The organism is Chryseobacterium sp. sg2396, from assembly GCF_042610505.1.
In the GTDB taxonomy this organism is placed as follows: domain Bacteria; phylum Bacteroidota; class Bacteroidia; order Flavobacteriales; family Weeksellaceae; genus Chryseobacterium.
The window spans coordinates 1-23902 of the sequence record NZ_JBHGAQ010000006.1 but is presented as its reverse complement, the minus strand read 5'-3'; the positions used below and the strand labels follow the sequence as shown (position 1 = coordinate 23902).

The 23902-nt window shown below is 40.3% G+C and carries 25 protein-coding genes; 14 read left to right on the top strand and 11 right to left on the bottom strand.

What is annotated here, in order from left to right:
- Positions 1-46 precede the first annotated feature (46 nt).
- From ACED20_RS07930 to trpS, 8 genes are all read left to right on the top strand, one after another.
- Entirely contained in the window at positions 47-358 is a 312-nt protein-coding gene (locus tag ACED20_RS07930; RefSeq protein ID WP_378104110.1) for a hypothetical protein, read from the top strand.
- Positions 359-962: 604 nt separating this feature from the next.
- The gene (ileS, locus tag ACED20_RS07925) at positions 963-4370 is read left to right on the top strand and encodes an isoleucine--tRNA ligase (protein WP_378104109.1); all 3408 of its coding nucleotides are present in this window, start codon (positions 963-965) and stop codon (positions 4368-4370) included.
- 61 nt (positions 4371-4431) lie between these two features.
- Positions 4432-4812 carry a TraR/DksA C4-type zinc finger protein gene (locus ACED20_RS07920; protein ID WP_294225865.1) on the top strand — a complete coding sequence of 127 codons (381 nt, stop codon included), beginning with the start codon at positions 4432-4434 and terminating at the stop codon, positions 4810-4812.
- A gap of 81 nt (positions 4813-4893) precedes the next feature.
- Positions 4894-5139, top strand: coding sequence for a DUF6576 domain-containing protein (locus ACED20_RS07915; RefSeq protein WP_294197811.1), 246 nt, complete (start codon positions 4894-4896; stop codon positions 5137-5139).
- Between the two features lie 18 nt (positions 5140-5157).
- On the top strand, positions 5158-5349 hold the full coding sequence (locus tag ACED20_RS07910; RefSeq protein ID WP_294197813.1) for a DUF2683 family protein: 192 nt from the start codon (positions 5158-5160) through the stop codon (positions 5347-5349).
- Entirely contained in the window at positions 5349-5990 is a 642-nt protein-coding gene (locus tag ACED20_RS07905) for a lipoprotein signal peptidase (protein WP_294197815.1), read from the top strand. The genes ACED20_RS07910 and ACED20_RS07905 overlap by 1 nt, the downstream gene beginning before the upstream one ends.
- A 17-nt stretch (positions 5991-6007) precedes the next feature.
- On the top strand, positions 6008-6652 hold the full coding sequence (locus tag ACED20_RS07900; RefSeq protein WP_294241349.1) for a vancomycin high temperature exclusion protein: 645 nt from the start codon (positions 6008-6010) through the stop codon (positions 6650-6652).
- 442 nt (positions 6653-7094) lie between these two features.
- On the top strand, positions 7095-8063 hold the full coding sequence (trpS, locus tag ACED20_RS07895; protein WP_378104107.1) for a tryptophan--tRNA ligase: 969 nt from the start codon (positions 7095-7097) through the stop codon (positions 8061-8063).
- Between the two features lie 58 nt (positions 8064-8121).
- On the opposite strand, the gene ACED20_RS07890 is transcribed toward trpS, so the two are convergent.
- From ACED20_RS07890 to ACED20_RS07870, 5 genes are all read right to left on the bottom strand, one after another.
- Positions 8122-8817 carry a YjjG family noncanonical pyrimidine nucleotidase gene (locus ACED20_RS07890; RefSeq protein WP_378104105.1) on the bottom strand — a complete coding sequence of 232 codons (696 nt, stop codon included), beginning with the start codon at positions 8815-8817 and terminating at the stop codon, positions 8122-8124.
- A gap of 201 nt (positions 8818-9018) precedes the next feature.
- Positions 9019-9609, bottom strand: a complete 591-nt coding sequence (locus tag ACED20_RS07885) for an RNA polymerase sigma factor (RefSeq protein WP_294197824.1) — start codon at positions 9607-9609, stop codon at positions 9019-9021.
- A 198-nt stretch (positions 9610-9807) separates the two neighbouring features.
- On the bottom strand, positions 9808-10299 hold the full coding sequence (locus tag ACED20_RS07880; RefSeq protein WP_378104104.1) for a hypothetical protein: 492 nt from the start codon (positions 10297-10299) through the stop codon (positions 9808-9810).
- Between the two features lie 85 nt (positions 10300-10384).
- Positions 10385-11665 (bottom strand): methionine adenosyltransferase, encoded by a 1281-nt coding sequence (gene metK, locus ACED20_RS07875; RefSeq protein ID WP_345766698.1) that lies wholly within the window; start codon positions 11663-11665, stop codon positions 10385-10387.
- A 234-nt stretch (positions 11666-11899) separates the two neighbouring features.
- Positions 11900-12850 carry a LysR substrate-binding domain-containing protein gene (locus ACED20_RS07870; RefSeq protein WP_294197830.1) on the bottom strand — a complete coding sequence of 317 codons (951 nt, stop codon included), beginning with the start codon at positions 12848-12850 and terminating at the stop codon, positions 11900-11902.
- Positions 12851-12983: 133 nt separating this feature from the next.
- On the opposite strand from ACED20_RS07870, the gene ACED20_RS07865 reads away from it, so the two are divergent.
- From ACED20_RS07865 to ACED20_RS07845, 5 genes are all read left to right on the top strand, one after another.
- Positions 12984-14471, top strand: coding sequence for a catalase (locus tag ACED20_RS07865; protein ID WP_294197831.1), 1488 nt, complete (start codon positions 12984-12986; stop codon positions 14469-14471).
- A 111-nt stretch (positions 14472-14582) separates the two neighbouring features.
- The gene (locus ACED20_RS07860) at positions 14583-15350 is read left to right on the top strand and encodes an enoyl-CoA hydratase-related protein (protein WP_345766699.1); all 768 of its coding nucleotides are present in this window, start codon (positions 14583-14585) and stop codon (positions 15348-15350) included.
- Between the two features lie 48 nt (positions 15351-15398).
- On the top strand, positions 15399-15821 hold the full coding sequence (locus tag ACED20_RS07855; protein ID WP_294197835.1) for a dCMP deaminase family protein: 423 nt from the start codon (positions 15399-15401) through the stop codon (positions 15819-15821).
- 7 nt (positions 15822-15828) lie between these two features.
- Complete coding sequence (gene xerD / locus ACED20_RS07850) at positions 15829-16743, top strand: site-specific tyrosine recombinase XerD (protein ID WP_294232955.1); 915 nt, start codon at positions 15829-15831, stop codon at positions 16741-16743.
- The gene (locus tag ACED20_RS07845) at positions 16740-17255 is read left to right on the top strand and encodes an NUDIX domain-containing protein (protein WP_378104103.1); all 516 of its coding nucleotides are present in this window, start codon (positions 16740-16742) and stop codon (positions 17253-17255) included. The genes xerD and ACED20_RS07845 overlap by 4 nt, the downstream gene beginning before the upstream one ends.
- Before the next feature lie 67 nt (positions 17256-17322).
- On the opposite strand, the gene ACED20_RS07840 is transcribed toward ACED20_RS07845, so the two are convergent.
- The 4 genes from ACED20_RS07840 to ACED20_RS07825 all read right to left on the bottom strand — a co-directional run bounded on the left by ACED20_RS07840 (position 17323) and on the right by ACED20_RS07825 (position 21986).
- Positions 17323-17781: a heme-binding domain-containing protein gene (locus ACED20_RS07840; protein WP_294225904.1), complete on the bottom strand. Its 459-nt coding sequence runs from the start codon at positions 17779-17781 to the stop codon at positions 17323-17325.
- A gap of 1 nt (position 17782) precedes the next feature.
- A complete protein-coding gene (locus ACED20_RS07835) occupies positions 17783-19540 on the bottom strand; it encodes an Ig-like domain-containing domain (RefSeq protein WP_378104101.1) in 1758 nt (585 codons plus the stop codon).
- A gap of 25 nt (positions 19541-19565) precedes the next feature.
- Positions 19566-20822, bottom strand: a complete 1257-nt coding sequence (locus ACED20_RS07830; protein WP_345766703.1) for a serine hydrolase domain-containing protein — start codon at positions 20820-20822, stop codon at positions 19566-19568.
- A gap of 234 nt (positions 20823-21056) precedes the next feature.
- Positions 21057-21986 (bottom strand): 2-hydroxyacid dehydrogenase, encoded by a 930-nt coding sequence (locus ACED20_RS07825; RefSeq protein WP_345766704.1) that lies wholly within the window; start codon positions 21984-21986, stop codon positions 21057-21059.
- A gap of 96 nt (positions 21987-22082) precedes the next feature.
- Here ACED20_RS07825 and ACED20_RS07820 point away from each other — a divergent pair, with 96 nt between their 5' ends.
- Positions 22083-22442, top strand: a complete 360-nt coding sequence (locus ACED20_RS07820; protein WP_294241329.1) for a DUF1648 domain-containing protein — start codon at positions 22083-22085, stop codon at positions 22440-22442.
- Here ACED20_RS07820 and ACED20_RS07815 read toward each other — a convergent pair.
- Both ACED20_RS07815 and ACED20_RS07810 read right to left on the bottom strand, forming a co-directional pair.
- Positions 22432-22956 carry an acyl-CoA thioesterase gene (locus tag ACED20_RS07815; protein ID WP_294241327.1) on the bottom strand — a complete coding sequence of 175 codons (525 nt, stop codon included), beginning with the start codon at positions 22954-22956 and terminating at the stop codon, positions 22432-22434. The genes ACED20_RS07820 and ACED20_RS07815 overlap by 11 nt on opposite strands.
- The gene (locus ACED20_RS07810; RefSeq protein ID WP_294225922.1) at positions 22956-23741 is read right to left on the bottom strand and encodes a hypothetical protein; all 786 of its coding nucleotides are present in this window, start codon (positions 23739-23741) and stop codon (positions 22956-22958) included. Before ACED20_RS07810 ends, ACED20_RS07815 begins: the two co-directional genes overlap by 1 nt.
- Positions 23742-23902 lie beyond the last annotated feature (161 nt).

The window sequence follows — 23902 nt, the reverse complement described above, 5'->3', positions numbered from 1 at the left end:
TTCCGTAGCCAAGAAACAGAATGTTTTAAAAAAGAGTGTAATAATTATGATTAATAAAGAAAAAATAGATAAAATCGCGGAAAGATATGTAAAAATGATATCTGAAAATATAAATGTAGAATTAATTATTCCCAAAGATATTATAATTGATAAACCTTATGGAAGAATTTATTTTTATGGAGCTAAAGATTACAAGAAACATCGATTGGCAGGAAATGGACCTTTTCTGGTGAAAAATGACACCGGTATTGTTATTCCATTTGGTACCGCTATGGATGTTGATTACTATATTAGAGGATATGAGGATGGTACCTGGAAGCCTGCATCATATGGTGTTTGGGATCCTAATCAGAATTAATAGATTATTTTTATATTAAATTAAAAATCACCATTTTAACAGAACAATAAGTAATAGAAATTGCGAAAAGTCATGTGAAAAACAGAGTGAAAAAAGTGGATATGATTTTGTCATCTTGGATAATGCCGAAATTAAGAAACCATACGGAATAATATTCAGATACAATACAAAAAAAATTCAATCAGACAAGAGATTACAATGATAAAACATTAATTGGAAACACTCCATTCTGGTTGAAAATAAAACTGTAAAATTATAATATTCGGTTCTTCACAAGGCTTAGACCATTATATTGAAGAATACGAAGCAGGCAGATGGCCGGATATCCCCAGAATCAGCGATTTCCAATAACAAAAAGCCTTCTTTTGACAGGTGCCTTTCTTAAAAAGGTAAGCTTTAATACCAATTACCCCTTTGAATAAATTTAATTTCTAAAAAATTCACTCATTCAAGATTCACAATTCACCTTTACCCATTCACCTTCACTTTATTTTTCTGAAACAGAACATTTTCATGGGAAATATCAAAATAAAACATATATTATAAACCGGTAAATTTTAGTAAATTTGCCAACTTAATTAATCAACGATATTGAGATATTACAATGAGCCAGTTTAAAGAGTACAAAAACCTCAACCTTATTGACGTAGCCGAGAACATCTCGGAATTCTGGAAGCAGAATAAAACCTTCAATAAAAGTGTTGAGATCCGTGAGGGGCAGCCTGAGTTTGTTTTTTATGAAGGTCCGCCTTCGGCAAACGGTATGCCCGGAATTCACCACGTAATGGCCAGGGCATTAAAGGATATTTTCTGTCGTTACCAGACCCAGAACGGAAAGCAGGTTTTCCGTAAAGCGGGTTGGGATACCCACGGACTTCCGGTAGAGCTTGGTGTGGAAAAAGAATTAGGAATCACCAAAGAAGATATTGGCAAAAAAATTTCAATTGAAGATTACAACAAAGCCTGCCGTGAAGCGGTAATGCGCTATACGGACGTGTGGAATACCCTGACCGAAAAAATCGGGTATTGGGTAGATCTTAACGATCCTTACATCACGTACAAGTCAAAATATATGGAGACCGTTTGGTGGTTGCTGAAACAGTTGTACGATAAAGAATTATTGTACAAAGGATACACCATCCAGCCTTATTCTCCGAAAGCAGGAACCGGACTTTCCTCTGCAGAACTGAATATGCCGGGGACGTACCATGATGTTTCAGATACGACGGTGGTGGCCCAGTTCAAGGTTAAGAAAGAATCTTCTGAATTATTCAGCGATGTAGATGGAGACGTGCACATCCTGGCCTGGACGACCACTCCTTGGACGCTGCCTTCCAATACGGCATTAACCGTAGGAAGAGATATTGAATATGTCCTGGTAAAAACATTCAACCAATATACTTTCGAGCCAGTAAACGTTGTTTTATCCCGCGTGCTTTTACCTAAGGTTTTCGGTAAGAAATATGCGGAAGGCACGGATGAAGATTTTGCAAATTATTCTGCAGAAAACAAAACAATTCCATTTAAAATCCAAAAAGAATTCACCGGAGAAAAATTAGTGGAAACCCGATACGAACAGCTTGTTCCATGGTTTACCCCGAATGACCATCCTGAAAATGCGTTTAGGGTAATTTTAGGGGATTTCGTAACAACGGAAGATGGTACGGGAATCGTTCATACGGCTCCGACGTTCGGTGCGGATGATGCACGGGTTGCCAAAATGGCTAAGCCTGAAGTTCCGCCGATGCTGGTAAAAGATGAAAACGACAATCTGGTTCCACTGGTGGATCTTCAGGGAAGATTCATCAAAGGAGAATATGTTCCGGAATTATTCTCCGGAAAATACATCAAGAACGAATATTACGATGAAGGCACCGCTCCGGAGAAATCCTGGGATGTAGAACTCGCGATTTTACTGAAGACGGAAAACAAGGCCTTTAAAGTAGAGAAATATGTCCACAGCTACCCGCATTGCTGGAGAACGGACAAGCCGGTATTGTATTATCCGCTGGATTCATGGTTTGTGAAAATGACGGCCGTAAAAGAAAGGTTGGTGGATTTAAACAAAGAAATCAACTGGAAGCCGAAATCAACGGGAGAAGGGCGTTTCGGGAACTGGCTGGAAAACGTGAACGACTGGAATCTTTCAAGGTCAAGATACTGGGGAATCCCGTTACCGATCTGGAGAACGGATTCTTCGACAGGTTCAGGACAGGAAGAAAAAATTATCGGTTCCGTAGAAGAATTATACAATGAAATCGAGAAATCCGTTGCGGCAGGTTTCATGAAAGAAAATCCTTTTAAAGGTTTTGTGATCGGCAATATGGCCGAATCCAATTATGAGCTTGTCGATCTGCACAAGAATGTGGTGGACAAGATCATTCTGGTTTCGGATTTGGGAGAGCCGATGAAGCGTGAAAGTGATCTGATCGACGTCTGGTTCGATTCGGGTTCCATGCCTTATGCGCAGCTGCACTATCCTTTTGAGAATAAAGAATTAATCGACAACAACAAAGCCTTCCCTGCCGATTTTATCGCGGAAGGCGTTGACCAGACCCGCGGATGGTTCTATACGCTTCATGCGATCGGAACTGCGGTATTCGATTCGGTAGCTTATAAAAATGTAATGAGCAACGGGCTTGTGCTGGATAAAAACGGACTGAAAATGTCGAAATCAAAAGGCAATGCTGTAGATCCGTTTGAAACCCTTTCGGTTTATGGGCCGGATGCCACGCGTTGGTATATGATTTCCAATGCCAACCCTTGGGAAAACCTGAAATTTGACATCGAAGGAATCGACGAAGTTAGAAGAAAATTCTTTGGAACCTTATATAACACCTACTCTTTCTTTGCTTTATATGCAAATGTTGACGGATTTAATTATTCTGAAAAAGAAGTAGAGAATAGGCCTGAGATCGACCGTTGGATTTTATCGGAATTAAATTTATTGATTAAGGAAGTTAAAGCTTTCTACGAAGATTACGAACCGACGAGAGTCGCCAGAGCGATCAGTAATTTTGTGAACGACAACCTGAGCAACTGGTATGTAAGATTATGCAGACGACGTTTCTGGAAGGGCGATTATTCGGAAGATAAAATCTCCGCGTATCAGACTTTATATACCTGCCTGGAAACGGTAGCCAAATTATCCGCACCGATTGCGCCGTTCTTTATGGATCAACTGTATCAGGATTTAAATAAAGTCACCGGAAAAGAAACGGCGGAATCTATCCACTTAACAGATTTCCCGGTAGCAGATGAAAGCCTGATCGATCAGGATCTGGTTGAAAAGACCCATCTGGCACAAACTATAACGAGCCTCGTACTGTCAATCAGACGTGCAGAAAGTTTGAAAGTTAGACAGCCTTTGCAAAGAGTATTGATTCCATTCTTAGATAAAAAAACGGAAGAGCAGATCCTGGCAGTTGCAGAACTGATCAAGCAGGAAGTTAATGTAAAAGAACTTCAGTTAATTAACGCCGAAGAAGCATCGCATCTTATTGTAAAACAGATCAAACCGAATTTCAAAGCGTTAGGACCTAAATTAGGGAAAGACATGAAAACGGTAGGCGGAGCGATTGCCGGTCTTGAAGCGGAGCAGATTTCCCAGCTTGAAAAAGAAGGAAAGCTTGACATTCAGGGGTACGAAATCACCCTTGATGATGTGGAAATTTCTACCAAAGATATTCCGGGATGGACGGTAACTTCCGACGGAAAAACAACTGTGGCATTAGATTTGACGTTGACAGAAGAATTAAAATCTGAAGGGGTCGCCAGGGAATTCATTAACAGAATCCAAAACCTGCGAAAGGAGAAAGATTTCGATTTAACGGACAGAATTATCATCTTCCTGGAAAAAAACTCACCATTCCTTGAAGATATCAGGAAGAATGAGGAATATATTTCTTCGGAAGTCTTGTCAAGTAAAATAGAATTCGTACCTTCACTTTCAAATTTTAACGAAATCGAAATAGATGAGGTTAATTTTAAGATAAATGTTGAAAAAATTTAACATATAGTTATTGTTTTTCAATTTTGATTTCATAATTTTATTAAAAAAGAGAAAAATGATTATGTCAGACGAAAGAGTAAGATACAGCGATGCTGATTTACAGGAGTTTAAAGCAGTTATCCGGGAAAAAATAGAGAAAGCGGAAAGGGATTTACAACTGATCAGAGAGAGTTTCATCAATGACCAGAATAATGGCACGGATGATACTTCCCCTACCTTCAAAGCATTTGAAGAAGGTGCTGAAACGTTGAGCAAGGAACAGAATTCTATTTTGGCAGGCAGACAGGAAAAATTCTTACGTGATCTGAAAAACGCTCTGATCAGAATTGAAAACAAAACGTACGGCATTTGCAGAGTGACCGGTAAGCTTATCCCTAAGGAAAGATTATTTGCCGTTCCCCATGCTACCTTAAGCATCGAAGCGAAAAATATGCAGAAATAACCAGCCGGTTATCTACAATACATTGGGTTTATATCGTATTTCACGGAATACTTTATAAACCTGATTTTTTAATATGAGCCCATGAGCGAAATACTGATTTTAGGAATTATTGTGGTTGCCGTAATGGCGTTTTTCAACAGGGATCGGATCAAAGACAGATTCTTTCCGGATGAAAAGCGAAATTATACGATCGATGATCAATTTAATTCGGATAAACGCGACCGGGAAAAAGAAATCGACCGTCTTCTCAGCAAGATGGGCAAAAACGGAGTCAGTGACCTTTCGGAGAAAGACAGGAAAAGACTCGACGAACTTTCCAGAAAATAGAAAACTTATATCAAAACAATGGAATCCATTATTGTGCACACCAAGAATGCCATGGAGCTGAGCGCACTGAAAAGCGTTTTAAAAGAAATGAACATCAAGTTCGAGAAATTCCATACGAAACACACACACCACAACGAGAAGACAATTAAAAAGATCGTTGACCGGAAAAATGAGAAAATAGGGAAACCTTCTAAACCCAAAGGCCTGTAATGAAGAAGATCGCACTTGTAACCTTTCTTATTTTACTGATCGATCAGGCTTCCAAGATGTATGTGAAAACCCATTTTGAGCTGAATGAGAGTATTCCCGTTATTCAGGGATTTTTTAATAAAACTTTTGTAGAAAACCCGGGAATGGCTTATGGGTTTCATTTCGGAGGAATTATCGGTAAATATTTCCTGGTGATTGTAAGGATCTGCCTGATCGGAGGAATGGTGTATTTGTTTAAAAAATGGCTTCAGAAAGGCGAATCGAATTACCTGCTGATTCCTATGGCCATGATTTTCGCAGGGGCCATCGGAAATTTAATTGATGGTATGTTCTACGGAATGATCTTCGACAGCGGAACGGTTTTCGATGAAAGCACGGGCCGGTGGATCGGCTACGGCGGTGTTTCGCATTTCGTACCTTTCGGGCATGGATATTCAACATTCATGAAAGGCTGTGTGGTCGATATGCTCCACTTCCCTATCGTTGACTGGAACGTTCCTGAAAGCTGGCCACTGATCGGCGGAAAGCACATTGAGTTTTTCAAATACATATTTAATGTTGCCGATTCCGCAATTACGGTAGGCGCTGCCCTGCTTCTGATTTTTAGGAAAAAAGCCTTCCCCAACGGACTTGAATTCTAAGAGTGATTTTATACACAATGAAAAGATCAATTAAAAATATCCTTAAAATTTTCCTGCTTCTTTTTGTTGCAGGAATTATTTTTATTGCCTGGGCCAATTACAGCATGAAAAGAAATACCGAAAATTATATTTCTTATCTGATCGACGATCTTCCCGACACCAAAACGGCCCTGCTGCTGGGAACGAGCAAAACTTTAGACAACGAGCAGCCAAATGCTTATTTCAACAACAGGATCCGCGCCGCTGCCGACCTTTTCAAAAGCGGGAAAATCAAATACCTGATTGTAAGCGGAGACAACAGCCGGAAAGATTACAACGAACCGGAAGATATGCAGCAGGCTCTTCTAAAATATGGAGTTCCCGAAAATAAAATCTTCCTCGATTTCGCCGGATTCAGGACCCTGGATTCCGTGGTGCGGGCGAAGGAAATCTTCGGGCAGAAAAAGCTGATCATTGTTTCGCAGAAGTTCCATAACGAAAGAGCGGTCTTCCTGGCCCGTGAGCACGGGATAGGGGCTTACGGCTATAATGCTCCGGATGTCAACAAATATGCGGGATTTAAAACGAACGTGAGGGAATATCTTGCGAAAACGAAGGCCTACCTGGATCTGATAACAGGAGTCGAGCCGAAGTTTGGCGGAAAGAAAATCCAGATTCCTTGATACTTATTTTCTACTCCGGCCATCCAGTTTGCCTCTGAGTTATTGATCCTGTTGTTTTTCTAACATTAAGAATTTAAGGCAATAAGGCTTATCAGTTTATTTAATTCCTACCTTATTCAATAAACAGCTATTATTGTTAAAGTTAAGAATAAACAAAGTTTATTTTGATTTAGAAAATTAAGAATTAAGATTTAACTTCTTAATTAACTTAATTTAAATCAATTAATTGATTTCTTATTTTTTCCGCTTAATAAACTGAATTCATTAATGTTAAAATTAAGCAGAAGTCTGTAAAAAATTAGTAGATCAAAATGAAACAGGCTCTAAGAAAATCAACAGGAAATAAATTTGAACAAAATTTAAACTTATTCTTCACTATATGATCTGTTGAAGAATTGATTAAATTTGCAATTCATTAATTTTAAATAATAAATTTTAAACAATGTCAAGAATTCTTACCGGCATTCAAGCCACCGGAACCCCGCACCTTGGGAATCTACTGGGTGCCATTATTCCTGCAATTGAGCTATCCAAGCAGGAAGGAAACGAATCATTTTTATTTATCGCGAATCTTCACTCGCTTACCCAGATTAAGGACGCGAGAGAACTGAAACAGAATACCTACGAGATTGCTGCGGCTTGGCTTGCTTGTGGGCTGGATACCGAAAAAACATACTTTTACAGACAGAGCGACATCCCTGAAACCTGTGAACTTTCTTGGCATTTATCATGTTTTTTTCCATATCAGCGACTTACGTTAGCGCATTCATTCAAAGATAAAGCAGACCGTCTGCAGGATGTGAATGCAGGATTATTTACCTATCCGATCCTGATGGCTGCCGATATCCTACTGTACGATGCAGAAATAGTTCCTGTAGGAAAAGACCAGCTTCAGCATTTGGAAATAGCCCGTGACGTGGCTTCCCGTTTCAACAACCAGATGGGAGAAGTTTTTGTGCTGCCTCAATCCGAGCTTCAGGAAAACACCAAATACGTTCCCGGAGTAGACGGTCATAAAATGTCCAAATCCAGAGGAAACATCATTAATATCTTCCTGCCAGAAAAAGAGCTTAAAAAACAGGTGATGAGCATTGAAACCGATTCCAAATCCCTGGAAGAGCCGAAAGATCCTGAAACCGATAAAGTATTTGCGATCTATCAGCTGGTAGCAACGCCTGAGCAGACCGAAGCATTAAGAGCTAAATATTTAGCCGGAAACTTCGGGTATGGCCACGCGAAAAAAGAATTGCTGGACCTGATCCTGGTACGATTCGAGAAAGAAAGAGAACTTTTCTCGTGTTACATGAACAATTTGGACGAGCTGGAAGCCAAGCTTCAGGAAGGAGCCGCAAAAACGAGAGTGATTGCTACGAAAACGATCAAAAGAGTGAGGGAAAGCTTAGGGATTTAATGATTTTAATTTATAAATATAATTCGGCGGTCTTGTTTATGGCAAGACCGCCGAAGTTTTATAGATACTCTTTAATCTGCAAAAGATGCTTAATCATTTTTAATTCCTCTTCCTCCCTGTTTTCATTCAGGACATCAAAGAAGATCACATCCATTCCAAAGCGTTGGGCTCCGGTGACATCCGCGATCCAGTCGTCACCGATGAGAATACTGTTTTCTTTTTCAGCACCGGCAAGATTCAGGGAATATTCAAAAATTTCAGGACGGGGCTTCCGTACGCCTACGGTATCCGCGCTGGTGATGGTCTGGAAATAAGTATCAATTTTAGATAAAATGCATTTCCGCTCCGTCACTTCTTTGAATCCGTTGGAAATAATGTGAAGGCTGTACTTTTTGGCTTTGAGATAATCCAGGATATACTGTGCACCTTCTACCAGTTCATTATGGTTAAGGATTTTATCCAGGAAATGCTCCTCGAAATACATGGATAATTCTTCATCATCCACTCCGAAATGTTTAAACGTATCATAAAAACGATGTTGCCTCAGGTATTCCTTATCGATGAGACCGTCCCGTATATCTTCCCAAAGCTTTTCATTGATCTCATGATATACCGCATGAAAGTCATCAAAACCGATGCTGTATTTCAGCCCGATTTCTTCTTTTTCAAAAAGGTCTTTAATGGTAAGATAGGCGTTCCGGCGGTGATCCCAGAGGGTATTGTCAAGGTCAAAAAAAATGTGCTGAATTTTCATACAGCACAAAATTAATTTTAATTTTTGGAAATCGGATAATTCTTGCCCGGGGTTTTTACAACCTCGACACTCTTTGAAAAGCTGAGCAAAAACTCAATGGTTTGTTTCTTAGGTTTCAAAGCTTTCACTTTTAAGGAATCATTTTTTCTCATAGGCGACTAAATGTTTTTCCTTAAAACGAGAATTTTCCGAAATTATTATCTATCGTGTCAAGACAATATGATTTTCATCCATGATTTTTCTCAGGTTGATTAACGCATACCGTACGCGGCCCAATGTGGTATTGATGCTCATGTCGGTATGGTCTGCGATTTCCTTAAAGCTCAACCCGTCAAAGAACCTTAATTTGATCACTTCCTGCTGATTTTCAGGCAGAAACTGAAGCATTTTTAAAAGGTCTTCCTGGATCTGGTTGGTAACCAGCTGGTCTTCTATATTCTCGGAAGGCTCTCTCAGCAGGTCAAAGATAGAATATTCATCGGTTTCGAAAGTTGTTTCGGAAACCTTGATATTTTTGGCTTTTGCTCTGAAATGGTCGATAATAAGATTATGGGCAATCCTTTTAGCCCAAAGAATAAACTTACCTTCTTCGTTGTAGCGTCCTTCTTTCAGCATCACAATGATCTTCATGAATGTATCCTGAAACACATCGTTTGCCAGATCTTCATCATTAATTTTGTAAAAAATGAATGTAAACAGTTCTCTCTGATGGCGGTGTATAAGGGTAGACAGCGCCGCTTCGTCTCCTTTCTGGTAAAGGGAAATTAGTAAACTATCCGATTTTGATTTCATAACTTCTTCTCAATAAATATATTTGCTGAAGATAATTTTTCCAGATATTTCATCTGGCTTCAGCGGTAAATACAAAACAATTCTTCAGAGTAAAGTATAATCAATAGGCGGATACAATTTTTCTATGTTGTAAATATAATAAATTTTTAATAACTGTTAACCATTTATTAACTTTTTACATGAAAAATCTAAAAAAAATCACTTAAACATATCGTGAATGAATACAGTAGGGATATTTAGTGTAAAATTAACATTCACACCCTTCAGTTCTTTGCCATTTATTCCGCTGTTTCCTATAGGAAAAGCATACCCACCGGTAAGATCGAGGATCCCGAAAAGGGTTACCCCCACTTTCGGAGCAATATATTTATTGGTACCTTCGGCTCCGATCAGGAAATAATAGGAATGGTAAAAATCAACATTTTTTTCAAAATTCAACAGGACATCGGCAGAAACTTTCGGCATGATGGCAAACTGAGAGTGCACGGATCCCATCAGTGTGGAGGCCCCCAAACGGTAAATCACATCATCATTTTTTAAGAAGAGCAGCTTTCCTCCCACTTCTCCGAAGCTTTGGTTCTGATAGGTATAACCCACATTGATCATTTTGTGCACCGTTACCTGTGCTTTGGCAAAAGTACTCAGGAAGAATACGGATAGGATCGCAATGGCGGATCTGGCGTTCATCATCTTTAATTTATTATTGTATGTAAAAATAAAAAAAACTGCCTTACCGTGAAGATAAAGCAGTCATTTATTATATCGGTTTTAAAAATTAAATTCCGAAAGCGGCTTTAATTTCATCTACTTTGTCCAGTTTCTCCCAGGTAAAGAACTCCAGGTTTTCAAGAGTAAGCTCATTCTTATGCCCTTTGTTAAAAGTCTTGCTTGCTGTGTAGCTTTCTCTTCCCATGTGTCCGTATGAAGCTGTATCCTGGTAAATCGGATTTCTAAGTTTCAGGTTCTGCTCGATGGCATAAGGTCTTAAATCGAAAACCGTAGAAACTTTCTTCGCGATTTCTCCATCGTTAAGATCTACTTTCGCGGTTCCGTAGGTATTGATGTACAATCCGCAAGGCTCTGCAACTCCGATTGCATAGGAAACCTGCACCAGAACTTCATCAGCAACTCCTGCCGCCACTAAATTTTTAGCGATATGCCTTGTTGCGTACGCTGCGCTCCGGTCTACTTTGGAAGGATCCTTTCCTGAGAAAGCACCACCTCCGTGAGCTCCTTTTCCACCATAGGTATCCACAATGATTTTTCTTCCCGTAAGACCGGTATCCCCGTGAGGGCCTCCGATTACGAATTTTCCCGTAGGATTGATATGATATTTGATCTGATCATTGAAAAGAGCTTTAATCTCCTCAGACTGTAAAGCCACAACCCTTGGGATCAGGATATTTTTGATGTCTTCCCTGATTTTATTCAGCATTTCTTCTTCCGCTCCAAAATCATCGTGTTGTGTAGAAACGACGATAGAATCGATACGGATCGGCTTATGATCATCAGAATATTCAATCGTCACCTGGCTTTTCGCATCAGGACGAAGGTATTTGATCTCTGTATTTTCTCTTCGGATTGCAGAAAGTTCTTTAAGAATGGTATGGGCAAGATCCAGAGCCAAAGGCATATAGTTTGCCGTTTCATTGGTAGCATACCCAAACATCATCCCCTGGTCACCGGCTCCCTGAGCATTGGCTTTGGCTTCAAAAGACTCATCAGCAACAGCCCTGTCCACACCCTGGTTGATATCCGGAGACTGTTCGTGGATCGCAGAAATCACCCCGCAGGAATCCCCGTTGAACATATATTCTCCTTTCGTATACCCGATTCCGTTGATCACTTCTCTGGCAATCGTCTGTACATCAAGATAGGCATCGGATTTTACTTCCCCTGCCAGCACTACCTGTCCTGTCGTTACAAGCGTTTCACAAGCTACTTTTGAAGATTTATCATACGCTAAAAAGTGGTCGATTAGTGCATCGGATATCTGATCGGCGATTTTGTCCGGATGTCCTTCTGAAACGGATTCAGATGTAAATAAATAAGACATGTTATTCTGTTGTTTGAGATTAAAAATTTACGAGGAAAATAAGAATAATTGTCTAAAGGCCTAAAAAAGAATACTGTTTTAGCATTTTTTTATAGAGGTTGCAATCAGGTCAAATTTTTCCTCGTCCGTAAACGTTGGCAAATTTAAGTACTATTTTTTAATACTCAAAATTTTTGCTTACTTATTATAATTTTCTTGGAATTAACGGTTTAACAGCCTTTTGGCAATAAAAAACTATTGTGGTTTTATACTTACGAATTCCTTCGGGCTTTCGTTATAATTCAGTTTTTTTTCTAAAGAATTCCTGATGGAATGCGACAATTCATCAATAATTTTTTGTTTGAAGGTCGGCTTATAGTAGATAACGCTGATTTCTCTGTACGGAAAAGGCTTTTTGAAGCGGTATACATTCTTTTTCTGCTGATCGGAAAGCTGATTTAGAGCCAGCTCCGGCAAAATGCTGATCCCGCCTACCTTATCAACCATGTGCACCAGCGTCTGAATATTAGATGCCAGGAAATCCAGGTTTTTCGGCTTCAGCGTGTTTTCTTTCAGGTGGCAGATGTTTTCAAACTGATTTCGCAGACAGTTCCCTTCTTCAAGGAGCCACACTTTTTCTACGTTCAGCTCTTCAGGAACAACATAAGAGTTCTTCTTGTTGGTCTCTGTTTCAGAACTGTAAATCATCAACTCTTCATTGAACAGAAAATCCTGATAAAATTCATCCGCAGCATCATAAGGGGTAGAAATAATCCCGGCGTCCAGTTCCCCTGCTTTTAAAGATTTGATGATATTGTCGGTCGTCATTTCCTTTACATTCATCTGGATCTTCGGATTGTCTTTCAGGAACTTGAAGATTTCCGTCGGCAGAATAAATGAAGAAACGGTTGGAATGATTCCGATATTGATGGTACCGCCCAGAATATTGTTCAGCAGATTGGCCTTGTTTTTCAGTTCATTGACAGACTCTATAATCACTTTGGCCTGATCGATGATCTGAAGTCCTACATCCGTTGTGCGGATAGGGTGTGTAGTACGGTCGAAAACCTTTACATCCAGCTCATCCTCGAATTTCTGTATCATGGCACTTAACGTAGGCTGGGTAATGAAGCATGCCTGTGCCGCTTTCCCAAAATGCTTGTACTTATCCACTGCGATAAGATACTCCAGTTGCTGAATGTTCATCTGATTAATATTATCTATTACAAAGATAAAATGTTTTTACTATTGACAATTAAAAATTCAAGTAATTTTGATTATTACTACCTTTACATAATCAAATACCACTCCAAAAAAACTTATACAAATTACAACTATTATGGATTCAAAAAAATTAACCCTAAGCAACGGCTCCCCTTATTACGAACACCAGGATTCGCAGACGGTCGGCCCGAGAGGTCCCGTATTGCTGCAAGACTTTATCCTGCAGGAAAATCTTGCCCATTTTGTAAGAGAAAGAATTCCGGAAAGGATTGTTCACGCCAAAGGAACCGGTGCTTACGGAACATTTACGGTTACCCATGATATTACCCAATATACAAAAGCCAGGTTATTTTCCAAAATCGGCAATTCATGCAGGATGTTTGCCCGCTTCTCTACTGTTGGCGGAGAAAAAGGGAGCGCCGATACGGCCAGGGATCCCAGAGGATTTGCCCTGAAGTTCTACACGGAAGACGGAAACTGGGACCTTGTAGGAAATAATACTCCTGTCTTTTTTATAAAGGATGCCAAGAAATTTCCTGATTTTATCCATACGCAGAAAAGGGTTCCGAAAACAAACCTGAAAAGCGCTACCATGATGTGGGATTTCTGGAGCCTTAACCCTGAATCTCTTCACCAGGTACTAATCCTGATGTCTGACCGGGGAACACCCTACGGATACAGGCATATGCACGGTTTCGGTTCGCACACTTACTCCATGATTAACGATAAAAATGAAAGAATCTGGGTTAAATTCCACTTTATTACCAAACAGGGGATTAAAAATTTCACCAATGACGAAGCGGTGAAAATGGCCGGCGAAAATCCGGACTTTGCCCAGGAAGATCTTTGCAACGCCATCGAAGAAGGAAATTTTCCGAAATGGACCATGTACATCCAGGTAATGACAGAAGAGCAGGCAAGAGATTTCAGATGGAATCCTTTCGACATCACCAAAGTCTGGTTTCATGATGATTTCCCGATGATTGAAGTAGGAGAAATGGAGCTGAATGAAGTGCCCGTTAATTATTTTGCCCACGTGGAACAATCTATTTTCTCGCCAAGTAATCTGATCAACGGAATCAGTTTTTCACCAGACAGAATGCTTCAGGGAAGATTATTTTCCTATCCCGATGCTCACCGGTACAGAGTGGGCGTAAATGCCCATCAGCTTGAGGTAAACCGCTGCCCTTTTGCCATAAACAATTACCAGAGAGACGGATTTATGGCGGATTCCAGCCATTATCAGGACAAACCTAACTATCATCCGAACAGTTTTGACGATATCAAACCGGACTATGCCTATAAAAACTATGAATACGAGCTGGACAGCGCCCACGTAGCCAGCTACAACAGGAATGAAAATGATGACGACCATTACACGCAGCCGGGCCTTTTATACTCAAAAGCCATGACCCCTGAAGAAAGGCATAATCTTATAAACAATATCGTCGGCAGTCTGAAACAGATCACAGGCCCGAAGAAAGATGAAATCATCAACAGGCAGCTGTGCCACTTCTTCAGAGCCAATATAGAACTTGGTATGAAAGTGGCCTCTCAACTCAATGTAATTATTGATGCCAATATGATGAATCATACGAAGTAACAATTATTTAAAAATACAACTTTTGATTAAAAGGAAAAAAGATTAACATTTTTTCCTTTTTTTTGTAAAAATTTTTATAATTTGCACGAAATAATATTTTATTAGTGGAAAATGAGTTACGAAAATATATTATTGCAAAAGGAAGGTAATCTTTCTATCATAACTATAAACAGACCTGAAAGCTTGAATGCACTGAATGCCAAAACAATCAGTGAACTTAGTTCAGCCCTGGACGAATTGAATTCCGATACTGCCTGCAGGGTAATTATTCTAACCGGAAGCGGCGTAAAATCCTTTGTAGCCGGCGCAGACATCAAAGAATTCAGTGATTTCGGACAGGATCAGGCTGAAGAGCTTGCCAGAAACGGACACAACTCTTTATTCAATAAAATAGAAAATATGACCAAGCCAGTAATCGCAGCCGTAAACGGTTTTGCTTTGGGCGGAGGTCTTGAGCTTGCCATGGCATGCCACATCAGATATGCATCGGAAAATGCGAAACTCGGACTTCCGGAGGTAACATTGGGACTGATTCCCGGTTACGGAGGAACCCAGCGGTTGCCGAAGCTTGTAGGAAAAGGTATTGCCAACGAAATGATTTTTTCTGCCAAAATGATTCCCGCTGCAAAAGCAAAGGAAATCGGACTGGTAAATGAAGTGTACCCTATCGAAGAACTATTAACCAAAACAAGAGAATTAGCACATACAATTGCCAACAATTCACCCATGGCAATTTCAAAAGCAATTCACGCTGTCAATCTTTCGGACACGGATAAAGGCTTTGAAACCGAAATCAAATATTTTGGAGAGCTTTTTGAAATGGACGATAAAAAAGAAGGCGTTTCGGCGTTTCTTGAGAAAAGAAAACCGGTATTCTAACTTTTTACCCTTAATACAAATTATTTCGAAAACCAACAATGCTGCTGTATGAATAAGTTTGATAAAGCTTATCTAAAAATGGCTCAGGAATGGGCAAAACTTTCCTACTGTAAACGAAAGCAGGTAGGAGCTCTTATCGTAAAAGATAGGATGATTATTTCAGATGGTTATAATGGTACCCCCTCAGGATTTGAAAACTGCTGTGAGGACCCTGAAGGCAATACCCACTGGTATGTACTGCACGCCGAAGCGAATGCCATTTTAAAACTGGCCGCTTCCACACAGTCTGCCAAAGGGGCTACGCTGTATTTAACGCTTTCTCCGTGTAAAGAATGCAGCAAGCTGATCCTGCAGGCAGGAATTACCCGGCTGGTCTACATCAACGAGTATTCGGACGACGACGGAATATCATTTTTAAAAAACCATCAAGTTGAAATAGAACAAATTTCGGATTATGAACTAAAAAAATAACACACCAATGACTTGGGATGAAAAAATTAAGGATTTTGAAATCTTCCTACGTTTTGAAAGAAATTTTTCAGAAAACACATTAGATGCCTACATCAGGGACATCAAAAAATTAAAAGAATATGCAGAAGGAGATCTGGAAAATATGGGTCCGGATTCAATCGACTATGAAAATCTGCAGGAATACATCTTCAACCTTTCCAAACAGAAATTCAGCGAAAGATCGCAGGCAAGATGGATCTCTTCCATTAAAGCATTTTTCAAATTTCTTTTGGAAGACGAATGCCGCGAAGATAATCCGGCCTCTCTGCTGGAAGGCCCTAAACTCGGTCTTTATCTTCCGGATACCTTGAGCCTTACCGATATCAATAAGATTATCGGCGCCATAGAAATCAGTACAGATCTCGGTAAAAGAAACCAGTGCATCATCGAAGTCCTGTACGGCTGCGGGCTGCGCGTTTCAGAACTGATCGACCTGAAGATTTCCAATATCAATTTTAAAGAACAGTATATCAAAGTAGTCGGAAAAGGAAACAAAGTACGTTTTGTTCCCCTGGCCGATTATACGGCAGAGCTGATCAAATGCTACATCAACGATATCCGTTCCAAGAACAAGGTCAACCGGAAGCATGAGGATACTTTATTCCTGAACAGCCGCGGAACCTCGATGTCCAGGGTAATCGTATTTTTAATTATCAAGGAACTGACGGATAAGGCCGGCGTGAGTAAGAAAATCTCACCGCACACCTTCCGGCATTCTTTTGCGACCCATTTGCTTCAGAACGGGGCCGATCTCCGTTTTATCCAGGAAATGCTTGGTCATTCGAGCATTACGACAACGCAGGTATATACTCACCTGAAAACAGAAGAGCTTCGTGATGTAATCCTCAATTACCATCCGAGAAATGCTAAAATTACGCAATGAAAATATTGAAATACTGCCCAAGTTGCGGTAAAGAATCCCTCAATTGGGACGGCGAAAAAAAATGGAGCTGTCCCAACTGTAATTTCACGCTCTACAACAATGTGGCCGGCGCGGTAGCTATAGTGATCCGTTATGAAGATGAAATTTACCTGACCAGGAGAAACAGAGACCCTAAAAAAGGGAAACTGGATCTTGCCGGAGGTTTTGTAGACCCCCGGGAAAGCGCTGAAGAAACCTGTAAAAGGGAACTTTTTGAGGAGTTGCAGCTTGATGTGGATGTTTCAAATTTACAATACCTCACCAGCCTTCCGAATGTGTACCAATACAAAGAAATTGATTACAATACAATCGATCTTTTTTATGAATATAACGTTTCGGAAAAATTTGAAGTGAACCTGGAGCTTTCCGAAATATCGGAAGCAGTCTGGATTCCTTTAAAACAGCTTCAGCTGGAAGATTTGGCCTTTGATTCCCAGAAAAAATTTTTTGAAGGGTATTTAAAGAGTCTTTGATATTTATAAAATACAATCCCCCGCAGGTTCACTATCTCTGCGGGGGATTTTTATTTAACTTATATCTTTAATAGGTTTTTGATTTCAGGATTTCCTCAAAATATTTCGTAAGCAGTACTCTTTCCGCTTCGGATAAGTTGGCTTCTTTGTGATACACAATATATCCCGGCATCGGCATGGATTTATTATGAATTGTCTGAACGGCTTTGTTCAGCATGCTTTCTTTCAGTTCTCTATTATACGTTCCCCAGATTGAAAAATTGAGGTGTTCCCGCCCTTCGTTTACGTGGCTTTTTACCGACCATGAAACCGGAGCAATATACGCGTATTTGGGATAAACGGTTTCGTAAGAATGACAATCGTAACAGGCCCCCTTCAGCAATCCCTGGATCTTTGATGGTGTTTTCCTGATGTCGGTAAAATTGGCCTTACGGTCTACCGGCGGATTAACCTTATCGGTCGGGATAAACTGAATCAAAGCAAATCCGATCAGGCTCCAAAAAAGGATTTTTTTAAATGTTTTCATATCATCTCGTAAGTGTCGATCCTGTTGGGGAAAGCAAGGTATTGTTGCTCTTCAGATCCGGTTTTTTCGCATCTTTTGGCGGTACAGTGGTCGTTTTCGGGAAGCTTAACTTTGAAGTATCCAACACCCTTGTATCCTTCAGGTCCCAGTTTTCATTACTGTCCCAAAGCGGTCTTACAACGGCTGTCTTGTAATAGATATAAGAATCTTCGGCAAATACATTATTCTGGAAATCCGCTTCATCCCAATAGCCGTTTCCATTATTATCCACCAGAATCCTCACGATATATTCGCCCGGTTTCAGGATATCAAATTTCACTTCGCTGCCTTTTGCATATTTCTGATAAAGCACTTTATCCGAAGTATCGAGCAGCTGAATCCAGTAGCTTGAAGACGGTGCATTTTGTAATATGAACTTCAGGCTTCCGTAATTTTCCACTTTATCCGCATCAAAATCAAAACGTTTCGACTGAGAATTTTTAGCATAGAAAGAAGAAACGGTTTCTTTAGGAACGGTCAGCTGGTATTTTTTTCCTGCTATAAAATCCGCTTTTATCAAAATCTGATAAGGATTTTTTTCAGAGATCCTTGCCGTAAAAGGAATGGTGTTCAGACTGTCGCCTGCAGTCCTGAAAACCCACTTATCCGTATTGATCTTATCGATGTAATAATTGGAAACCATCTTAAAGTCTTGCCCCGGCGGAAGAAGGCTTCCTCCGTTGTCGCTGTTGATATCCATGGCATTTTTTGCATTGTACTTATAGAACAGCGAGGCAGTGTACAGGGAATCTTTTTTCCCGACTCCTGCATTATAGCCGAATTTAAGATTTTCCGTGGTATTTTGTCCGACGTCGCTTTTTAAGGCATCAAACCATATTTTTACCGTATCGGATTTCGGAGCGTGTGTTACTTTATAGTCTTTGATTTTTTCATTCAGCGGCTGAACCTTTACTTCTTCCGGCTTTCCCTCAAAAGCCATCAGCACACCTCCCGGGCTCTCCTTCATTTCAAGATATTTCACCGGTTTTTTAGAAGGATATAATTTAATATTCAGACCGGAAATCGATTTTTCTACTACGACAGGGTCTTTCTGAAATCCGACTTTTTCTTTTCCCGCATCATACATCGAGTTTCCGTTTTCGTCTTCAAAAGCAATGATCCGGTATTTTCCGGGAGACAGGTAATTCAGCTCAAAATAGCCGTCATCATCCACTTTTGTGATATAATAAGGCTTCTGTTTATAATTCATCGTGTCTTTTACCTGATACAGCCCTACCACGTATTTATTCTCACCCGGCTTCTTGGTAGACAAAGCATCTTTTACATCACCGCTGATATACAGATCGTCCAGTTTACTTCCCGTTGAAAAAGCAAAATTGAAGTATCGTAAAATATTTCCTTCATTGTTATCACCGATGGAATTTCCGAAATTGAAATTGTAAGTCGTATTTGCCTGAAGCGTATCTTTCCACTGGATCAGGATGAACTTATTGGCAATATTCGACGGAATGATCCGGGTGATATTTTTGATCGGCGGAGAAATGATCAGGTTTTTGCTGACATCTTTCAGGGTCACATATTCATCAAAATCAAGGCGAAGTTCCTTAATATCAGTCGGGACATTTACCCTTGTCGTATCAATATTGGAACTTAAAAACTTTGGGGCCAGCGTATCTTTCGATCCCCCGATAGGCGAACCTACTCTTGCACACGACTGCAACAGAAAACCGATAACAAATAAAAAAAGGAATCTTTTCATGAATATGTTTACGCAAAAATAAACATTATTCTCCATAAACTTCACCATGTCCTTTCAATGTATCTGTTTCGTCGCTCATAATGCTGTGAAGCTTGTCTTTCTGGGGCGGGAAATCTTCAAACAGCCCTGAAAGGGAAAGTGCAGTGTAAACACGGTTTGAATATTTGTTTCCAATCGCAATGATCGTCACTTTGGATTTCAGCAGATGGGCAAATACCGAGTTCGTCCCATGCCACCATCCGTTATGATACGTCAGTTTTTCTCCATTATCATAGATCTTCATCCGGAAACCAAAGCCATAGTTGTTCATCCCGAATTTTTCATTGCTGTACGGGGTAAAGACCTGCTCCATCAGTTCAGGCTTCAGGAAATCTTTGGAAAACATCGCTTTTGAAAAATTATACAGATCCCTCGGCGTTGTATAAACGTTTTTGTCTCCGTAGATAAGATCCAGCCTGTCGAGAGGATACAGCTTGCTTCCGCCATAATAAAATGATTGTGAAGCGGTAGGAATATATTTTTCCTGGAAGATGTAGGTATTTTTCATTTTCAAAGGCTCGAAAACCATTTCTTTCATCGCCTGCGGGAAAGGAGTCTTGGTTATTTTTTCAATAATCAGGGCCAGCATGGCGAAATTGGTATTGCAATACATAAAGCCCGTATCCGTATCCCTTGCCAGATCCGGTTTGTATTTGATGAGCATGTTCAGAATATCCTGATTGGTGAGGAAAGCCTTGGAAAGTTCTGCAGGAGCAGGTTGTATTTTGGTAATGAAATATTCGTATTTCGGAAGGCCGCTTCTTTGGTCCAGTAAGGTCTTAACGGTAACCCGCGGATAGGGAAATCCCGGGAAAAATTTCGTCAGCGGATCCGATAAATTAATTTTTCCTGCCTCGACCAGCTTCATCATGGCCATTGCCGTCAGGGTTTTGGAAACCGAGGCTACGTGAAGCGGTGTATTCCGGTCGATCGGTTTCTGATTTCCCTCTCTTGCGAATCCCCTGTAATTTTCATAAAGGATATCATCTCCTTTGGCTACCAGGATCCCTCCGCTAAGATCACCTTTTTCCCAAACTTTTTTATAATACTGGTCGATGTATCTTACCAGCGATGCTTTATCATCAACACGGCTTTCTGCCGGTGTAAAGGCCTTGCTTAGATCTACATTTCCGTAGTTGGGAAGATTGGAAGTATAAGTCTGTTCAACTTCCTGTTTTTCAGATTTATTTTTACAGGAAAAAAGAGATAAAAAGACCGTTACAATAAGGACAAGATTACGCATTCTCAGGAATTTCAAAATGAGCGGCAATTTAATAAAACTCAAAATAATTATAACCTCCTGGCTTTATATTATGAATTATTTAACATAAAATAATCATCGTGAAATTTTGAATCCAGCCAGGTATTTTGTTTGGAATAACTGTACAAAATTCAATCTGTAAAACAGAAGTCTTTTTATTTTGTCATCGCCGTGTGAAAATCCGACATTTGTATTACATGCAATGGCCTTAACAGACTAGGCAAACTGTGTGATAATCTTATCCACAATCACCTGCGCCAGTTTTTCTTTGCTTTGAACCGTCCATCCTGCGATATGCGGCGTAACAATGGCTTTCTCGGATTTCAACAGGTAGTTCAGGTCTTCATTTTCCGTTTCCAGATTTTCAAAGGAAGATTTTTCATATTCCAGGACATCCAGACATGCGCCTTTTACTTTGCCTGATTTCAATGCCTCGACTAAACTTTTCGTTTCTACATTTTTCCCTCTCGCCGTATTTACAAAATAAAAGTCATGCTTCATGCCGTCAATAAAGGAGCCATCGATCATATAATGGGTATGTTCCGTTAAAGGAATATGTAAACTTAAAACCTCCGCTTTTTCTTGCAGTTCTTCCAAAGAAACCTGTTCGGCAAACTCATCGGAAAGGTCCGGCAGGATATCATAGAAAATAACTTTACACCCGAACCCCGACAATCTTTTTGCTGTAGCCTTTCCCATATTTCCGTAGCCAATTAATCCGACTGTTTTCCCTAAAAGCTCATCGCCACGGTTTTCTTCCCGCAGCCAGATGCCGTTTTTCACTTCCTGCGAAGCGATGAAGAGCCGGTTCATTAAGATCAAAAGCATTCCGACCACATGCTCTGCCACGGAATCGCGGTTTCCTTCAGGAGAATTGATGAGCTGAATGCCCATTTTTTTAGCCACCGGAATATCAATGTTTTCCATCCCCGCTCCTACCCTGGCAATAAATTTCAGGTTTTTGGCTTTCTTTAGAAAATTCTGATCCAAAGGAATTCTGCTTCGGATAATCACCCCGTCGTAATTTTCAATTTTCCTGCAAACCTCATCATAGGAAGACGTAAAATCTTCTTCCAGAATAAAATTTTTTGCACTAAGCCGTTCGGTAATCAAAGGATGATTCTTATCTAAAAGCAGTATTCTCATTGAAGGCATAATTCTTTATATTTGTTGGTGCAAAGGTAAGTTAGAAAGAAATAGAAACTGATTTTGCGGGATAGAATTTTTCAATTTTGCGTTCTGATGAAGTTACCTAAAATTATTTTCGGAATATCCGTAGTGCTGCTTCTGGTCTACAGTGGGGTACTGTTGATGAAATACCCTTTCGTTGCGGAAACTATTCCGATTCATTACACCGCGGAAGGACCGGACGGATTCGGAAACAAAATATTTTTGTGGCTGGGTGTTGCCGTTAATGCCCTGCTCCTTGTTTTTATAGGATGGATCATCTGGCTTCCTCAGAAAATGTTCAGCAAAAACGATGATTATCTTGAAACTTCACCGGAAAAGGCAATAAAAAACCGACAAATAGTTCTGTCGGTTGTATCTGTAATCGTAACTTTAATCTTTTGTGGACTGTCCTTGAAGGAAATTATTCCGTAGGTTCCTGGAAAAGCTTTTTAAGCTCGATGGATTCTGACGGTTTCATTCTTCCGGAAAGGATTAAGGAAAGTTCTTTTCTTCTTAAAGCGGCAGCATAACGTTCTTGTTCCAGATCGGTTTCCGGTTCCATCTCCGGGATTGGGATCGGGCGGTTGAATTCGTCTACGGCTACAAAGGTATAAATTCCTTTATTAGTCTGGATTTTTTTGTGGTTGATCGGATCATCCAGCCACACATCCACATAAATTTCCATGGAAGTGGAGAATGCCCTGGAGACTTTGGATTCCATCACCACAATTCCGCCTTCGGGAATGGGATGATCGAAGGATACGTGGTTCACGGAAGCCGTTACCACCCTTCTCTCGCAGTGGCGGGTTGCCGAAATCGAAGCACAACGGTCCATTCTGGCCAACAACTCGCCTCCGAAAAGGTTTCTCAGCTGGTTGGTATCGTTGGGAAGAACAATATTCGTCATCACCGTCAGGGAATCTGACGCTTTTTTTATTTTTGCCATTATTTCTTAGTGTTGTTTGGAATTGCCTGGTTTTTGTTCTGGCTTTTAGCTGCCGTTTGTACCGGAACGGTTTTCTGCGGTACCGTCTGAACCTGCTTCTGAATAACAGAATCTTTTTTCAGAGAATCTACTGCCGGAGATACATGCTGCTGAACTTTCACCGTATCTTTCTGAATCCGGTGGGTTTTGGTCTGAACGGAAATTGGGGTATCATCAAATGATTTTTTTCCAAACAGAAGTTCCTGCTGGGTATAAGCTACATAAATAATCCCCAGCACCGGAATAATAATCAGAAATGCCCAGAGAATCGATTTATTAAATTGATAATCCTTCTCAGTGTTTGATAAAGCCGCAGGTTTGGAGCCGTCGGTATGCATATCCGAAATTCTGATTTCCTCCAATCCGTAAAAATCCGGATGGTCCGACTGTAACCTGTTGCCTTTGAAATGCGTAATTCCGTCTTCAGTGTAAATGATTCCCAGACCCTGAACTTCCAGGGTTTGCTCGGCCTGAAGTTTTTTCTTCCAGAAATCCGTCTGGATCTGCAGGTCGGTTTTTGAAGCTTCCAGAGACATCTGTTTCTGCCCGGCAATAAAGGCCGCCAGATCATCTGACTTCATCCCGTAATCTGCAGTATACATGATCGTGCTGGCGGGAGGTAGAATGCTCCCATTTTCGGAATTGATCACCGCCTTGGATTTTTCCAGGGAAAAAACTCCAAAATCCGGTACTATAACGGTTCCGAACTGTTTCAAATATTCTAAAATGTAAGCTGAAATATTCATTTGGCAGCAAATTTATGACTTTTTCGGGACTTTTGGTGCATGAGTGCTGTTCTGGATCATAAGTTTAACGTGAACCTGGAGAAGTCTGATTTATGGCTGTATGAAGAAAACCGGATGAAGGAAATTTTAGAAGCTGTTTGAGTTATTTATTTTGAAAAAAA

Excerpts from the sequence above, each read along its gene's own strand:
- ACED20_RS07930 (WP_378104110.1), top strand. The coding sequence starts at position 47 with ATGATTAATAAAGAAAAAATAGATAAAATCGCGGAAAGATATGTAAAA.
- ileS (WP_378104109.1), top strand. The coding sequence starts at position 963 with ATGAGCCAGTTTAAAGAGTACAAAAACCTCAACCTTATTGACGTAGCC.
- ACED20_RS07920 (WP_294225865.1), top strand. The coding sequence starts at position 4,432 with ATGTCAGACGAAAGAGTAAGATACAGCGATGCTGATTTACAGGAGTTT.
- ACED20_RS07915 (WP_294197811.1), top strand. The coding sequence starts at position 4,894 with ATGAGCGAAATACTGATTTTAGGAATTATTGTGGTTGCCGTAATGGCG.
- ACED20_RS07910 (WP_294197813.1), top strand. The coding sequence starts at position 5,158 with ATGGAATCCATTATTGTGCACACCAAGAATGCCATGGAGCTGAGCGCA.
- ACED20_RS07905 (WP_294197815.1), top strand. The coding sequence starts at position 5,349 with ATGAAGAAGATCGCACTTGTAACCTTTCTTATTTTACTGATCGATCAG.
- ACED20_RS07900 (WP_294241349.1), top strand. The coding sequence starts at position 6,008 with ATGAAAAGATCAATTAAAAATATCCTTAAAATTTTCCTGCTTCTTTTT.
- trpS (WP_378104107.1), top strand. The coding sequence starts at position 7,095 with ATGTCAAGAATTCTTACCGGCATTCAAGCCACCGGAACCCCGCACCTT.
- ACED20_RS07890 (WP_378104105.1), bottom strand. The coding sequence starts at position 8,817 with ATGAAAATTCAGCACATTTTTTTTGACCTTGACAATACCCTCTGGGAT.
- ACED20_RS07885 (WP_294197824.1), bottom strand. The coding sequence starts at position 9,609 with ATGAAATCAAAATCGGATAGTTTACTAATTTCCCTTTACCAGAAAGGA.
- ACED20_RS07880 (WP_378104104.1), bottom strand. The coding sequence starts at position 10,299 with ATGATGAACGCCAGATCCGCCATTGCGATCCTATCCGTATTCTTCCTG.
- metK (WP_345766698.1), bottom strand. The coding sequence starts at position 11,665 with ATGTCTTATTTATTTACATCTGAATCCGTTTCAGAAGGACATCCGGAC.
- ACED20_RS07870 (WP_294197830.1), bottom strand. The coding sequence starts at position 12,850 with ATGAACATTCAGCAACTGGAGTATCTTATCGCAGTGGATAAGTACAAG.
- ACED20_RS07865 (WP_294197831.1), top strand. The coding sequence starts at position 12,984 with ATGGATTCAAAAAAATTAACCCTAAGCAACGGCTCCCCTTATTACGAA.
- ACED20_RS07860 (WP_345766699.1), top strand. The coding sequence starts at position 14,583 with ATGAGTTACGAAAATATATTATTGCAAAAGGAAGGTAATCTTTCTATC.
- ACED20_RS07855 (WP_294197835.1), top strand. The coding sequence starts at position 15,399 with ATGAATAAGTTTGATAAAGCTTATCTAAAAATGGCTCAGGAATGGGCA.
- xerD (WP_294232955.1), top strand. The coding sequence starts at position 15,829 with ATGACTTGGGATGAAAAAATTAAGGATTTTGAAATCTTCCTACGTTTT.
- ACED20_RS07845 (WP_378104103.1), top strand. The coding sequence starts at position 16,740 with ATGAAAATATTGAAATACTGCCCAAGTTGCGGTAAAGAATCCCTCAAT.
- ACED20_RS07840 (WP_294225904.1), bottom strand. The coding sequence starts at position 17,781 with ATGAAAACATTTAAAAAAATCCTTTTTTGGAGCCTGATCGGATTTGCT.
- ACED20_RS07835 (WP_378104101.1), bottom strand. The coding sequence starts at position 19,540 with ATGAAAAGATTCCTTTTTTTATTTGTTATCGGTTTTCTGTTGCAGTCG.
- ACED20_RS07830 (WP_345766703.1), bottom strand. The coding sequence starts at position 20,822 with ATGCGTAATCTTGTCCTTATTGTAACGGTCTTTTTATCTCTTTTTTCC.
- ACED20_RS07825 (WP_345766704.1), bottom strand. The coding sequence starts at position 21,986 with ATGAGAATACTGCTTTTAGATAAGAATCATCCTTTGATTACCGAACGG.
- ACED20_RS07820 (WP_294241329.1), top strand. The coding sequence starts at position 22,083 with ATGAAGTTACCTAAAATTATTTTCGGAATATCCGTAGTGCTGCTTCTG.
- ACED20_RS07815 (WP_294241327.1), bottom strand. The coding sequence starts at position 22,956 with ATGGCAAAAATAAAAAAAGCGTCAGATTCCCTGACGGTGATGACGAAT.
- ACED20_RS07810 (WP_294225922.1), bottom strand. The coding sequence starts at position 23,741 with ATGAATATTTCAGCTTACATTTTAGAATATTTGAAACAGTTCGGAACC.